This is a genomic window from Streptomyces liangshanensis (genome assembly GCF_011694815.1).
Lineage (GTDB): Bacteria > Actinomycetota > Actinomycetes > Streptomycetales > Streptomycetaceae > Streptomyces > Streptomyces liangshanensis.
Genome location: NZ_CP050177.1, coordinates 6873685 through 6887210, shown reverse-complemented (window position 1 = coordinate 6887210; position 13526 = coordinate 6873685). Strand labels below are relative to the sequence as shown.

12 protein-coding genes are annotated in these 13526 nt (G+C 72.3%); 7 read left to right on the top strand and 5 right to left on the bottom strand.

What is annotated here, in order from left to right; all coding sequences use genetic code 11:
• Positions 1-97: 97 nt before the first annotated feature.
• Both HA039_RS29955 and HA039_RS29950 read right to left on the bottom strand, forming a co-directional pair.
• Complete coding sequence (locus HA039_RS29955; protein ID WP_167034586.1) at positions 98-1243, bottom strand: IS701 family transposase; 1146 nt, start codon at positions 1241-1243, stop codon at positions 98-100.
• A 131-nt stretch (positions 1244-1374) separates the two neighbouring features.
• Positions 1375-2031: a ScbR family autoregulator-binding transcription factor gene (locus tag HA039_RS29950; RefSeq protein ID WP_167034584.1), complete on the bottom strand. Its 657-nt coding sequence runs from the start codon at positions 2029-2031 to the stop codon at positions 1375-1377.
• Positions 2032-2165: 134 nt separating this feature from the next.
• Between HA039_RS29950 and HA039_RS29945 the strand changes: the two genes are divergently transcribed.
• Positions 2166-3125 carry a ScbA/BarX family gamma-butyrolactone biosynthesis protein gene (locus HA039_RS29945; protein WP_243869817.1) on the top strand — a complete coding sequence of 320 codons (960 nt, stop codon included), beginning with the start codon at positions 2166-2168 and terminating at the stop codon, positions 3123-3125.
• Here the strand turns inward: HA039_RS29945 and HA039_RS29940 are convergent.
• Positions 3119-3883, bottom strand: coding sequence for an SDR family NAD(P)-dependent oxidoreductase (locus HA039_RS29940; RefSeq protein ID WP_167034580.1), 765 nt, complete (start codon positions 3881-3883; stop codon positions 3119-3121). The genes HA039_RS29945 and HA039_RS29940 overlap by 7 nt on opposite strands.
• Before the next feature lie 58 nt (positions 3884-3941).
• Complete coding sequence (locus tag HA039_RS29935) at positions 3942-5441, bottom strand: MFS transporter (protein WP_167034578.1); 1500 nt, start codon at positions 5439-5441, stop codon at positions 3942-3944.
• Between the two features lie 84 nt (positions 5442-5525).
• On the opposite strand from HA039_RS29935, the gene HA039_RS29930 reads away from it, so the two are divergent.
• Together HA039_RS29930 and HA039_RS29925 are read left to right on the top strand one after the other, a co-directional pair.
• A complete protein-coding gene (locus tag HA039_RS29930; RefSeq protein WP_167034576.1) occupies positions 5526-6185 on the top strand; it encodes a TetR/AcrR family transcriptional regulator in 660 nt (219 codons plus the stop codon).
• Positions 6182-6991, top strand: coding sequence for an aminotransferase class IV family protein (locus HA039_RS29925; protein ID WP_167034574.1), 810 nt, complete (start codon positions 6182-6184; stop codon positions 6989-6991). Before HA039_RS29930 ends, HA039_RS29925 begins: the two co-directional genes overlap by 4 nt.
• Here HA039_RS29925 and HA039_RS29920 read toward each other — a convergent pair.
• Complete coding sequence (locus HA039_RS29920; RefSeq protein WP_167034572.1) at positions 6978-7649, bottom strand: ScbR family autoregulator-binding transcription factor; 672 nt, start codon at positions 7647-7649, stop codon at positions 6978-6980. The genes HA039_RS29925 and HA039_RS29920 overlap by 14 nt on opposite strands.
• Positions 7650-8120: 471 nt before the next feature.
• Here HA039_RS29920 and HA039_RS29915 point away from each other — a divergent pair, with 471 nt between their 5' ends.
• The 4 genes from HA039_RS29915 (at position 8121) to aroA (ending at position 13510) form a co-directional block, all read left to right on the top strand.
• Positions 8121-9323, top strand: a complete 1203-nt coding sequence (locus HA039_RS29915; RefSeq protein ID WP_167034570.1) for a 3-deoxy-7-phosphoheptulonate synthase — start codon at positions 8121-8123, stop codon at positions 9321-9323.
• 108 nt (positions 9324-9431) lie between these two features.
• The gene (locus tag HA039_RS29910; RefSeq protein WP_167034568.1) at positions 9432-10100 is read left to right on the top strand and encodes an isochorismatase family protein; all 669 of its coding nucleotides are present in this window, start codon (positions 9432-9434) and stop codon (positions 10098-10100) included.
• Positions 10097-12070: an anthranilate synthase family protein gene (locus HA039_RS29905; RefSeq protein ID WP_167034566.1), complete on the top strand. Its 1974-nt coding sequence runs from the start codon at positions 10097-10099 to the stop codon at positions 12068-12070. Before HA039_RS29910 ends, HA039_RS29905 begins: the two co-directional genes overlap by 4 nt.
• Before the next feature lie 81 nt (positions 12071-12151).
• Complete coding sequence (gene aroA / locus HA039_RS29900) at positions 12152-13510, top strand: 3-phosphoshikimate 1-carboxyvinyltransferase (RefSeq protein WP_167034564.1); 1359 nt, start codon at positions 12152-12154, stop codon at positions 13508-13510.
• The last annotated feature ends 16 nt before the right edge of the window (positions 13511-13526 follow it).

Sequence of the window (13526 nt, the reverse complement as noted above, 5' to 3'; positions counted from 1 at the left end):
GGACCGGAGAGGGCGGAACCATCACACCGGGCGCGAGAATGTCATGTTACCGGATAGTAGTTCGGTTACCACGCGGCATCGCGCCGTCACGCCCGGCTCACGTGACGCCGGCGGGCACCGCCTGCGCGTCCAGGACGGCGACCAGGTGGGCCACGGAGGCCAGCGTGATGTGGCGGTGCCAGCCCGGGAACGACCGCCCCCCGAAGTCCCGTACCCCCACCCGCTCGGAGACGGCCGCGAAGTCACGCGCCACCACACCGGGCAGCCGGGTGAGCCGCAGCGCCGGGACGAGGGAGGGAGCCCGGGCGTTGGTGAGCCACAGCCCGCGGCGGGCGTTCCCGACCGGGCTCCACTCCCCCAGCAACAGCATCCCGTCGCCGCGCGAGGGGGGCGTCGCTATGGGTATCGCCACGGCCGTCGCGGGGCCGTCGCCCGGGTTCACCTCGCGCCGGAGGCGGGGCAGCAGCTCGGCGAGCTCGCCGGCCGCGCGCTCCAGGTTCCCGTACCGGGGCAGGGCCGCCCGGTCGAGCCTCAACTGCGCCTCCGGGCCCACCCGGACGACGAAGGGGAGCCCGAGCGACGCGAGGAAGCGCGCGACGGACACGGCGTCCACGTCCGCGACGTCCACCACCACCGGCCGGCAGGACTCGTCCCCCAGGGCGACGAGGTGGGCCACCGCCTCGCGTACGCACTCCTCGGCGGTGCCGGACGCGGTATCGGCGGGCACACCGGCGCGTTGCCGCAGCGGGTCGGCCAACCAGCGCGCGGACAGGCACAGTTGCCAGTCGACGGGGATCGCGGACCGCGCGGACGCCAGCCAGGTGCCCACCGCGTACTGGGCGTTGACCGTCCGCCCCGGCGACAGCGACCGCCGGTCGACGCCCACGGAGTGGGAGCCGGCCTTGCGGATCAGGGTGGGCCTGATCACCCAGGCCTCCGGCGCCTGGGTCCGCAGTACGTGCCGGGCGAGGGCGTGCCGTACCGGCATCCACGCCCAGGGCGACGTGCTGATGAAATGGTGCACGTTCTGCTGCGCCGCCGGCCCGTCGACCTGCGCCGCGACACTCCGCAGCGTCTTGCGCCCCCGCACCGACAGCAGGCCGCGGACGTACCGCTCCGCCTTGGCCCGCTGCCCGCTGCGGTGGAGCGAGCCGAACAGCCACGCGCCGAGCCCGGCGTCCAGGACCGGGCGGACGGCCGACTCCCCGTCCGGACGGGCGAGTTGCCGGCGGTCCCGCGTCATGGCTCCCCCAAACCCTCGAAAGAGGACTGTTGTCCGGTTTCTTTATACAGGGGCGGCGGAACAGCACAACTCCCCGGCACGAGGAGCGCTGCCGGGGAGCAAAGAGGACGGGGTGCCGGTGGTGCGGGGCCTCACTCCCGGCGGGAGGAGTGGATCGCCGGGCTGCCCGCCTCCAGGAGGAGGCGTTCGGCGCGGTACGGCGAGGTGTCGAGCTTCGCCAGCACGCCGGCGCTGGCGATGTTGGGAAGGATGAGCTCGAAGAGGCACGAGATCTCCTCGGACAGGTCGCGGTCGGGCAGCGTCTCGGTGACCTGCTGCACCCCCGTCCAGGCGCCGACGAGCAGCCGCGCGGTCGCGGCGGGCTCGACGTGCGGGAGCAACTCGCCGCGGTTCCCCGCCTCGACGAGCAGCTCCTCCCCCACCCTCATCCAGTCGGGCCAGCGGGTGCCGAACAGGCCCCGGGCCCTGACGTCGACGGAGAGCCGGATCGAGGCGCTGAGCAGGGGTTCCCTGGGGAGGCGGTACGCGAGGAGCAGCGCGAGGTCCACCCATTCCTGGAGCTTGAGCGCCTGGGGGGCGAGCCCGTTCATGGTGACCGCCTCGTCGAGCACGGCGCGCGCCAGCTGTTCCTTCGAGGTGAAGTGGAAGTACAGGCCGCCGCGGGTGAGTTGGATGCGGTCGATGAGGCCGCCGATGCTCGTGGCGTCGTACCCGAACTCGTCGAACATCTCCGCCGCGGCTTCGAGGATCATCCTGCGGGTGTGGATCGCGCGATCCTGCCTCGCCATCCCGTACCTCCCCCTTACTCGTTCTTTGCCAGTTCATGAACGGGCACGTATGTTCACCCCAAAACCGACCGGAGAGCCGGTACTTTAACAGCACCATCCGTGGAGTTGTATATCGGTTCGATCAAGGGGGGACCTTGTCCGACGACACTCTCATTCCCTGCTTAGCCACCTCACCGACGACCGGCTTCGCCGCCTACGCCCACCTGAGGCACGAGGAATCCGTACTCGTCACGGGCTGGAGACGCACCGGCGCCGACGCGTTCACGGTGGGCGTCAGGTGGCCGGCCGCCTTCGGTGACCTGCCGTACGATCCGCGCCTGCTCACCCAGACGATCCGGCAGAGCGGCCTGCTCGTCGCGCACGCCGCGTACGACGTCCCGCTGGCGCACCAGACCATGCTGGACACCCTCGACTTCACGGTCGCGCCGCGCTTCCGCGCTCCCCTCGGGCGGCCTTCGGAACTGGAGGTCCGGGTCGGCGTGAAGGAGACGGCGGGGAACCGGCGCGCCGCAAGTTCCCTGCGCATGCGGATACACCTGGTCCGGGACGGCGTCACGGTGTCCCGGGCCGAGACCGAGTTCCGCTGGATCTCACCCCGGGTCTACGAGCGGGTGCGCGGGGACCGGCTCGCGTACGACTGGGGATCCTGGCCCGTGCCGGCGCCGGTGGCCGCGGAGCTCACCGGCCGAGCCTCCGCGGCCGATGTCGCCCTCGCGCCCGGGGACGGGCCGCGCCGCTGGCTGCTGCGCAACGACACGGGCAACCGCCTGCTGTTCGACCATCCCGTGGACCATGTCCCGGGGCTCACGCTGCTGGAGGCCGCCGACCAGGCCGCACAGGCCCTGCTGGCCCCGGCGCGCCTGATGGCCACGCGGATCACCACCACCTACCACCGCTACGTCGAGTTCGACGAGCCGTGCTGGATCGAGGCCGCGTTCCTGCCCGCCCCCGCTCCCGGTCTGTGTGCCGTCCGGGTCACCGGGACACAGAGCGGGAAGGAGGCGTTCCGGGTCAGGCTCGGCGGGGTGGCGCGGGAGAGCGGTGACACCGTGGCGCCGGGGGACGCCATGACGCCGGGGCTCCCGGCCTACTGATTGACGAAGCCGCCGTCCACCGGCAGCACCGTGCCGGTCAGGAAGGCGCACCGGTCACTGAGCAGCCAGGCCGCCGCCGCCGCGATCTCCTCGGGTTCCGCCGTACGTCCCTGGGGAGTCAGCGCGTTGACATGGTCCTCCAGGCCGGGGTTGCGCCCGAACCAGTCGGTGGTGATCTCGCTCCGGGTGGTACCGGGGGCCACCGCGTTCACGCGGATGCCCTGCTTCGCGTACTCGTCGGCGGCGGCCCTGGTGAAGCCGATGACCGCGTGTTTCGAGGCGATGTAGGGAGCGGCGGCCGGGATGGCCACCAGGCCGGCCACACTGCTGTTGTTGACGATGGATCCGCCGCCGTGCTCCAGCATCGCCGCTATCTCGTGGCGCAGGCAGTTGAAGAGGCCGCGGACGTTGGTGTCCATGACGGTGTCGTACACCTCGTCCGCCATGAGGTGCAGGGGGGTGCGGTCGCCGCCGATGCCCGCGTTGTTGAACGCGAGGTCGAGGCGTCCGTACGTGGACAGGGCCAGGTCCACGGCCTTGGCCGCGTCCTCGGCGACGGACACGTCACCCACCGCGTAGACCGCTTGCGCCCCCTTGTCCCTCAACTCGCCGACGAGGGCGGCCAAGCGGTCCTCGCGCCGGGCGGTGAGGACCACCGCGGCGCCCTCCTGGGCGAACAGGCGCGCGGACGCCGCTCCTATGCCACTGCTCGCGCCGGTGATGAGGGCGACTTTTCCTAAGAGAAGATCATTTGTCATGGCCGCATCCTCCCAGACCGTGCGCGGGCGCGGGGCGAGGCCCCGAGGGACCGGAGCGTCACACCGCCTCCGCTCCCTCCGTCTCCCGCGCCTCCTCCGGGGCCGACCGCGGCAGCCAGCGCAGGGCCAGGAACCCGAGGGTGAACAGGATCAGGCTCGCCACGCCGATCGCCACGTGCATGCCGGTGACGAAGGCCTGCTCGGCGTCCGCGATCGTGCCGGCCGCGAGGCCCGGGGTGTCGAGCGTCTCGTCGAGTGTGCCCGCGACGTCGGGGCCGAGCAGCCGGAAACACACCGCGGCGAGGGAGCCGAGCAGCGAGATCCCGAGCGCGTTGCCGAGTTCGTTGCTCATCTCCGCGAGGGCGCCGGCCGAACCGGCGCGCTCCATGGGCACCGCCGCGACGGCCGTCTCCGCCACGAGGCTGAAGGAGAACCCGTAGCCGACGCTCGCCACGACCGTGGAGGCGATGAACACCCACACCCCGCCGGTGACGCTCGTCAGGAGCAGGATCAGCAGACCGACCGCCATGAAGAAGAGGGACGCGACGAACGCCGTCTTCTTGCCGACCCGTTCGACGACCACGTTGGCCCCGATGCACGCCCCGGTGAGCACGAACGCGCCCGGCAGCGCCGCCATCGCCGCGGTGAGGATGCCGTATCCGAGCACCGACTGGAGGTAGACGCCGGTGAGGTAGCTCGCGGCCGACCACGCGACCAGCGTGACGGTCCCGGTGAGGATGGCGATCGTGAAGACGCGGTCATGGAAGAGCTTGAAGTCGACCAGGGGGTATTCGAGGGTGCGCTGCCTGCTGACGAACCACCAGAGGGTCGCGATACCGAGGACGCCCGTGACGGCCTGGGTCAGCGAGAAGCCGTGCGCGGCCGCCGATTTGACGGAGTAGACGGCCAGCAGGATGCCGACGGACGACAGGGCGACGCTCAGGGCGTCCACCCGGCCGGGGTTCGACGTGCGGACCTCGCGCAGCAGGACCGGCGCGAACGCGAGGAAGAGCACCACGATCGGGATGTTGATGAGGAAGACCGAACCCCAGGAGTAGTGGTTCAGCAGCACCCCGCCGAGGATCGGCCCGACCACGAAGCCGGCCGCGAAGGTCGCCGCGAAGATGCCGATCGCCTGGGCGCGTTGCTTCGCGTCGTGGAAGAGGTTGCTGATGATCGCCAGTCCCGAGGGCAGCAGCGTCGCGCCGCCGAGTCCCATGAGCGCCCGGAAGGCGATGAGCATCTCCGGGGTGGTCGAGAAGGCTGCTCCGACCGATCCGACGCCGAAGACGATCGACCCGATCACCAGGAGCCTGAGCCTGCCGTAGCGGTCGCCCACGGTGCCGAACGTGATCAGGAACGAGGCGACCACGAATCCGTAGATGTCGAGGATCCACAGCGCCTGGTCGGTGCTGGGCGTGATCGCGGACGTGATGCTCGGCATCGCGAGGTAGAGCACGGAGCCGTCCATGGCGACGAGCGCGACCAGGCAGAGCACAATGGTGAGGCCGAGCCACGCACGCCTGTCGGCACGCTGCTGGACTAAGTTGGCAGTCACGGAGAACCCCTCAGGAGGTGGTGTGGTGGTGTTCGATCCACTCGATGCGTACGGTGTACGCAAGCCCGTTGGGGATGGTACCTCATGACCACCAAATCGCAAGGCAGGAAGACGAGTTCACCCGGCCTCACCCGGGAGGCGATCGTGGCGGCGGGCGTGCGCATCGCGGATGCCGAGGGCATCGCCGCCCTCTCGATGCGGCGCATGGCGACCGAACTCGACTCGGGCGTGATGTCGCTCTACCGGCACGTCGCGAACAAGGACGCGCTGCTCACGGCCATCACCCGGGTGGCGTGCGACGAGAACCCGTACCCGACCCCGCCGCCGCCGAACTGGCGTGACGCGATGCGGGTCGCCGCCGAACTCGACTGGGAGGTCTACCGCAGGCATCCCTGGGCGCTGGTGACCTCGTCATCGGCGCGGCACTTCTCGGACACCTCCTGCCTCGACTGGATGACCGCCGTACTCAAGGAGTTGACCGACGACACGGCACTCGCGCACTCGCTCGCGATCGCGGTCTGGTCCTACGTCCAGGGCGCGTCGATCCAGCGGGTGGCGCAGCAACTGCTGCCCGGTGACGACGCTCCCGCGCAGTCGCCACTGACGGCCACGGAGGAGGACTTCACCGTGGGACTCGAGACCCTCCTCGACGGCATCGAGCGGCGTTGCCGGGCGGCTCGCGGGGTGTCCGGTACGGGTGGGGAGGAGTGTCCGGCGTCGATCATGGTCGTTGACACGGCATGACAACCCTTCAGCTGAACCCCGTCGACACCGGGACCGAACCGACCGCCGAGGACCTGGCGCCGCTCGCCTTCGCCGGTTACGCCCACTTCACCGCCGCGCAGGTGCGCGGGGGCCGGGTCCGGGGACTCGACCTCCATCTGGACCGACTGCGGTCCGCCTCGGTCGAGTTGTTCGGCCGGGCGCTGCCCGACGACCGGGTGCTGTCCTGCCTGCGGGCCGCGGTGGAGGCCGGGCCCGCCGACCTCTCGCTGATGGCGACGGTCTACTCGCCGGCGGGTGAGTTCACGGTGGCCGGGGCCGACGACGAGCCCCGCGTGCTGGTCCGCACCGGGCCCGCCGCGTCCGGCCCGGAAGGCCCGCTGGCGCTGGCGGCGGTCGAGTACGAGCGGTTCCTCCCGGCCGTGAAGCATGTCGGCGAGCTGGCCAAGACGTACTTTCTCCGGCAGGCCGCCGGCCAGGGCTTCGACGACGCGGCGTTCGTCGACCGCCGGGGCCGGCTCAGCGAGGGGTCGATCTGGAACCTGGCGTTCTGGGACGGCGCCTCGGTGGTGTGGCCGGTCGCCGAGATGCTGGACGGCGTCACGATGGGCGTCGTCCGCAGGCAGTTGGAGCGCCTGGGTGTCCCCCAGCGCGACCAGGAGATCACCCTCGCCGACCTGCCGGAGCTGGCCGGCGCCGTGGTCATGAACTCGTGGACACCCGGAGTGGCGGTACGCCGGATCGCGTCCGTGCCGCTGCCCGAGGCGCCCTCCTTCGTGGAGCTGCTCCACCGCGCCTACCGGGCGGAACCGCTCACCTCGCTGTAGGCCAGGCGTCGTCCAGGGCCGGTTCCGCGTCCCGCGAGGCCAGCGCGGAGCTGCCCGCCGCGACGGTCCGCGCCCGTACCGCCTCCGCCGCCAACTGGGGCAGCGTCAGCCGCCAGAACGAGGTGACGGCCCGGCGCGCGTACCAACGGGCGTCGTCCCGGCCCAGGACCTCGAACCCGGCGACCACCGCCGTCACGGCCTGGACGGCGTCGTCGAGCACCACGTCGGCGGCCAGGCTCCCCTGCCTCCTGGCGACCGTCAGCGTCAGCCGGACCCAGTCCTGCCACTGCCGCGCCAGGAGCGCCCCGCCCCGCCAGGCCGCGTCGCTGCCGAGTCCGAAACCGGCCCGCAGCAGCGGGTCGCGGGAGAGCCGCGCGACCAGCGCGTGCGAGGTGTCGACCAGGAGTTGCAACGGCTCCGGATGCCCCGGCGGGACGTGTCCCGTGACGTGCAGCAGGGTCCGGGCCGCGGCGGCCTCGACCGCCTCGCCCAGGGCCTGCTTGTTCCTGAAGTGGAAGTGCAGCGCACCGTGGCTCACACCGGCCCGGGTGCATATCTGCGAGACGGAGGAATCCGCGAACCCGCCCCGGCCGAAGACCTCGGCGGCCGAACGGATCAATTCCTGACGGGTACGTACGGCACGGTCCTGCTGGGCCATGGGCACTCCGGGAGAAGAGTCGGCGAGGAATGAACCACACAAGAACGTGCCATGGAGCGACGACGTCGCCGAGGCATTCGGCGCCTTACGGCTCCGCATGGCAAAGCGTGGACGGGCAGCATCGCACATGGCCGCGGCGCGCCCTTTCCGTGACGACCGCGTAACGACCTGACACATCAGCCGCCACCTGACGGAATACCGGTCACCTGACGGAGTACGGCCGCGCAGGTTGGCGCCGCCCTCGTTTCGTCACATGATTTAGCCCGCCGCGGAGATCCGCCGGACACGGCCCGGACGCGGCCCGGTACGGCGACTCCCGCCGTTCTTTCCGGCTTTCGGCGCTTTCCGTTATCCGCTGCCCCGCTCTCCCGTTCTTCCGCTCTCCCGTTCATCGATACCAGGCATGGAATGCCCGTTCTCTCTGCCCTCGGCGCGACCGCACACCACGCCCGTTCGCGATTGGAGAATTCAATGGACAACGCTCTTCTCGATGTTCGGCTCAGACCGGCGCTCCAGCAGCCGCCGTGGGAGGACGCGTCCCACGTTCAGCGCGTACGGGACGAACTGGCGGCCCGCCCCGGGCTCGTGGACGCCGAGGGCGTCGCCACGTTGCGGTCCCTGCTGGCCCAGGTGGCCGCGGGCGAGGCCCACGTGGTCCAGGCCGGGGACTGCGCGGAGGACCCCGCCGAGTGCACCCCGGGCTATGTCGCCCGCAAGGCCGGGCTGCTGGACATGCTGGCGGGCGCCTTACAGATGGAGACGTGCCGGCCGGTGGTGCGCGCCGGCCGGCTGGCCGGTCAGTTCGCCAAGCCCCGCTCCCTGCCCACCGAACGGGTCGGGGACCTCGAACTCCCCGTCTACCGGGGGCACATGGTCAACAGCCCGGAGCCCGACCCGGACCTCAGGCGCCCCGACCCGGAACGACTGCTGGCCGGCTACCGGGCCGCGTACGACGTCGTCGGCCACCTGGGCTGGCGCGACCAGGACGGGGGCACCCGGATCGGCGCGCCCATCTGGACCAGCCACGAGGCGCTGCTGCTCGACTACGAGATCCCCATGCTGCGCCGGGACGAGGAGGGGCGGCTGCTGCTCTCCTCCACGCACTGGCCCTGGATCGGCGAGCGGACCAGGCAGGTGGACGGCGCCCATGTCGCCCTGCTCGCCGAGGTCGTCAACCCGGTGGCGTGCAAGGTGGGCCCCAGGATGGCGGTCGACGAACTGCTGGCCCTGTGCGAACGGCTCGACCCCGGGCGGGAGAGCGGCCGGCTGACCCTCATCGCCCGGATGGGCGCCGCGGCCGTGGGCGAGCGGTTGCCCGCGCTGGTGGAGGCGGTCCGCGCGGCGGGACACCCGGTGATCTGGCTCAGCGACCCGATGCACGGCAACACCGTCAGCACCCCGGACGGGCTCAAGACCCGCTTCGTCCAGACCGTCGCCCGTGAGGTCAGGGACTTCCAGTACGCGGTCAAGGGCGCCGGCGGCGTCGCGGGCGGGCTCCATCTGGAGACGACGCCCGACGACGTGACCGAGTGCGTCCAGAACGAGTCCCGGATCGACCAGGTGGGAGCCAAGTACACGAGCTTCTGCGACCCGCGGCTCAACCCCGGCCAGGCCCTCTCCGTGATGTCGGCCTGGTGGACCACCGGTCGCTCCGCGCTGGAGGACACCCGCTGAAGGCCGGTCCGCGGCGCCCCGGGCCGGACGTCCCCCGGACGTCCCCCGGACCAAGCCCGGATCACGCCTCCGTACACGCCCAGAAACACGCCCCAGGAGAGGAAGGTCATGGCGGGGATACCCCCCATCGAGCCCTACCCGATGCCCGCGGCAGGCGACCTGCCCGGCAACACCGCCACGTGGACCGTGGACCCGGAACGCGCGGTGCTGCTCGTGCACGACATGCAGCGCTACTTCCTGCGGCCGTTCCCCCCGGCCGTCCGCGATCCGCTGGTGCGCAACGCCACCCTGCTGCGCGAACGCAGCCGCGCGCTCGGCATTCCCGTGGCGTACACGGCCCAGCCGGGCGGCATGAACGACGAACAGCGCGGGCTGCTCAAGGACTTCTGGGGCCCCGGCATGCGCGTGGACCCCGTGGACCGGCAGGTGGTCGAGCCGCTGGCCCCCGCCCCGGGCGACTGGGTGTTCACCAAGTGGCGCTACAGCGCGTTCTTCCGCTCCGGCCTGCTGCAACAGATGCGGGACCACGGCCGTGACCAGCTCGTCGTGTGCGGTGTGTACGCCCACGTCGGTGTGCTGATGAGCGCGGTCGAGGCGTTCACCAACGACATCCAGCCGTTCCTGGTGGCCGACGCCGTCGCGGACTTCTCCGAGGCGTACCACCGGCTGGCCATCGAGTACGCGGCGCTGCGCTGCGCCGTGGTCACCACCACGGACGGGGTCCTGGACTCGCTCGGCGCGACCGCCGCCACGGCCGGCCGCGGGGCCGCCGTATGACCGGGACCGAGAGGACGGCGCCGACGGGCGCGGAGCTGCTCGACCGGGTGCTGGGGCCGGCGCCTCCCCCCTTCGCGCTGCTCCACCGCCCGGAGTCGACGGGCGAGGGAACGCTCGACATCCTGGTCGGGGAGATCTCGACCCACGCCGCGCTGGCGGACCTGCCCGTGCCGGGGGCCGCCTCGCCCACCGGCGGGGCCCGTCACCAGGTGCTGGCGCTGGTCCCGTACCGGCAGATCACCGAACGCGGCTTCGCCTGCGCCGACGACGGCGAGCCCCTGGTCGCGATGACCGTCACCGGCCAGGGGCTGCTGCCCGTGGCCGAGTCGCTGCGGCGGCTCCCCGACCTGCCGATCACCCTGAGCGGCGGCCACTTCGACGTGGACGACGACACCTACGCCGATACGGTCCGCAGGGTCGTCGCGGACGAGATCGGGGAGGGCGAGGGCGCGAACTTCGTCATCAAGCGCTCGTTCGTCGCCGACATCACCGGCTACACGCCGCACAGCGCGCTGTCGTTCTTCCGGCGGCTCATGCGGGGCGAGACGGGCGCGTACTGGACGTTCGTCGTCCACACCGGAACCCGTACCTTCGTCGGTGCCACCCCCGAGCGGCACATCAGTGTCTCGGGCGGCAACGCCGTCATGAATCCCATCAGCGGCACCTACCGTTACCCGCCGTCCGGCCCCACGCTGCCGGAGGTGATGGACTTCCTCGCCGACCGCAAGGAGGCCGACGAGCTGTACATGGTCGTCGACGAGGAACTCAAGATGATGGCCCGGATCTGCGAGTCGGGCGGCCGGGTGGTCGGCCCGTACCTCAAGGAGATGGCCCGGCTCGCGCACACCGAGTACTTCATCGAGGGACGCACGGCACGCGACCCGCGCGAGATCCTCCGGGCGACGATGTTCGCCCCCACGGTCACCGGCAGCCCGCTGGAGAGCGCGTGCCGGGTCATCAACAAGTACGAGCCGCAGGGCCGGGGTTACTACAGCGGTGTGCTGGCCCTCATCGGGCAGGACGAGCGCGGCGGCCCGACCCTGGACTCGTCCATCCTCATCCGTACCGCCGACATCGACGACCGGGGACGGATGCGGATCGGCGTGGGCGCCACGCTCGTGCGCCACTCCGATCCCGCCTCCGAGGTGGCCGAGACCCGGGCCAAGGCGGCCGGGCTGCTCGCGGCCCTGCGCGCGGACACCCCGGTCCCGCTGGCCGAGCACCCGGCCGTCCTCGCCGCCCTGGAACGGCGCAACGCGACCATCGCCGGCTTCTGGCTGGCCGAGGACGCGGCGCGGCTGCGGCCGGACCCGGTCCTCGCGGGCCGGCGGGTGCTGGTCGTGGACGCCGAGGACACCTTCACCTCGATGATCGGCCACCAACTCGGCTCCCTGGGGCTGTCGGTGACGGTACGGCGCTTCGACGAGCCGTACTCCGCGGACGGTTACGACCTCGTCGTCATGGGCCCGGGGCCGGGCGACCCCCGCGAGACGAACCACCCCAAGATCGCCCACCTGTCGACGGCGATCGGCGAACTGCTCGACCGGCGGCGGCCGTTCCTCGCCGTGTGCCTGAGCCACCAGGTGCTCAGCAGGCGGCTCGGCTTCCCGCTGATCCGCAGAGAGGTGCCGAACCAGGGCGTGCAGCGGGAGATCGACCTCTTCGGCGCCCGGGAGCGGGTCGGCTTCTACAACACGTTCGCCGCCCGCAGCGCCGGGGAGACGGTCGCGTGCGAGGGGGTCGGCCAGGTGGAGGTGAGCCGGGACCCGGGGACCGGTGAGGTCCACGCGCTGCGCGGACCGCACTTCGCCTCGCTCCAGTTCCACGCCGAGTCGGTGCTCACCGAGGACGGGGTGCGCCTCGTCGGGGCGCTGCTGACCGAGTTGCTGCCCGGGGCGCCGTCCGACACACCGTCCGACACACCGCCGGGCGTACCGGCGGGCGTACCGGCCGGGGTGCCCGCCGACTGACCGCCCGGCACCCGGCGCCCGGCGCCCGGCGCCCTGCGCCCGCCCGCAACGCCCGCTCACCCACGCCCGAAGGACCCCCTCATGAGCGTCCGTCCCCCCGATCCCGCCGGCCCGCCCCGGCCGGCCCCGTCCTCCGCCCCCTTCACCGCCCGGGTCCCCGGCTCGAAGAGCATCACCAACCGGGCCCTGCTGCTGGCCGCCGCCGCGGTCGGCACCACCCGGCTCCGGGCCCCGCTGGTCAGCGACGACACCCTCGCCTTCCGTACGGCGCTGACCGGTGTCGGCGTCCGCGTGGACGCCGCCCCGCACGACGCGTACTGGGACGTCACCGGCGGGGGCGGCGCTCCCGCCGGGGGTGGCCGGATCTGGTGTGCCGACGCCGGGACGGCGGCCCGCTTCCTGCCGCCCTTCGCCGCGGCGGGATCGGGCACGTTCGTCTTCGACGGCTCCGCGCAGTTGCGGGCGCGCCCGTCGCGCCCCCTGACCGACGCCCTCACCCGGCTCGGCGCCACCGTCCGTACGGCGCCGGACGGCTCCCTGCCCCTGGTGGTGGACGCCGCGGGGCTCGACGGCGGCGGGCTCACCCTGGACGGTTCCCTGAGCAGCCAGTACCTGAGCGGGCTGCTGATGGCCGCGCCTCTCTTCCGTACGCCGCTGGTGGTCGACGTCGCCGGGCTGGTGAGCCGCCCCTACGTCGACATGACCCTCGCGCTGATGCGGCACTTCGGGACGGAGGCCGCCGAGGGCCCGGACGGACGGATCGAGGTCCGTCCCGGCGGGTACGAGGCGGCGGACCTCACGGTCGAGCCGGACGCCTCCACCGCCTCCTACCTGTTCGCGGCGGCCGCGGTCACCGGCCGTACCGTCACGGTTCCCGGCCTCGGCGCCGGCAGCCTCCAGGGCGACCTCCGGTTCGTGGAGGTGCTGCGCCGGGCGGGCGCCCGGGTGGAGGTGACCTGGGACGCGACGACCGTCACCGGTACCGGACGTCTCCGGGGCGGCTTCGACGTCGACATGGGCGACATCTCGGACACGTTCATGACCCTGGCCGCGATCGCGCCGCTGGCCGACGCGCCCGTCACCATCCGCGGCATCGGGCACGCCCGGTTGAAGGAGTCGGACCGGATCGCGGTCGTGGCCCGGAACCTGGCGGCGTGCGGGGTGGTCACGGAGACCGGCCCCGACCGGCTGACGGTCCATCCCGGCCGGCCGGAACCGGCGCTGATCGCCTGTCACCGGGACCACCGGATCGCCATGGCCTTCTCCGTCCTGGGCCTCGGCGCGCCCGGCGTCCTCACGCTCGACGACCCGGACTGTGTCGGCAAGACCTTCCCCGGCTTCCACGCCGAGCTGAACCGGCTCTGCCCGGAGTACGAACCTCCCGCGCCCGGCGCCCTTGCGACGAGTGGCGCGGCGGCCCCGGCACCACACCGGCAGTGACACGAACCGAGGAGGA

What these genes read in the sequence shown, in the direction of transcription:
- HA039_RS29955 (WP_167034586.1), bottom strand. Translation starts at nt 1,243, where the DNA reads ATGACGCGGGACCGCCGGCAACTCGCCCGTCCGGACGGGGAGTCGGCC.
- HA039_RS29950 (WP_167034584.1), bottom strand. Translation starts at nt 2,031, where the DNA reads ATGGCGAGGCAGGATCGCGCGATCCACACCCGCAGGATGATCCTCGAA.
- HA039_RS29940 (WP_167034580.1), bottom strand. Translation starts at nt 3,883, where the DNA reads ATGACAAATGATCTTCTCTTAGGAAAAGTCGCCCTCATCACCGGCGCG.
- HA039_RS29930 (WP_167034576.1), top strand. Translation starts at nt 5,526, where the DNA reads ATGACCACCAAATCGCAAGGCAGGAAGACGAGTTCACCCGGCCTCACC.
- HA039_RS29925 (WP_167034574.1), top strand. Translation starts at nt 6,182, where the DNA reads ATGACAACCCTTCAGCTGAACCCCGTCGACACCGGGACCGAACCGACC.
- HA039_RS29920 (WP_167034572.1), bottom strand. Translation starts at nt 7,649, where the DNA reads ATGGCCCAGCAGGACCGTGCCGTACGTACCCGTCAGGAATTGATCCGT.
- HA039_RS29915 (WP_167034570.1), top strand. Translation starts at nt 8,121, where the DNA reads ATGGACAACGCTCTTCTCGATGTTCGGCTCAGACCGGCGCTCCAGCAG.
- HA039_RS29910 (WP_167034568.1), top strand. Translation starts at nt 9,432, where the DNA reads ATGGCGGGGATACCCCCCATCGAGCCCTACCCGATGCCCGCGGCAGGC.
- HA039_RS29905 (WP_167034566.1), top strand. Translation starts at nt 10,097, where the DNA reads ATGACCGGGACCGAGAGGACGGCGCCGACGGGCGCGGAGCTGCTCGAC.
- aroA (WP_167034564.1), top strand. Translation starts at nt 12,152, where the DNA reads ATGAGCGTCCGTCCCCCCGATCCCGCCGGCCCGCCCCGGCCGGCCCCG.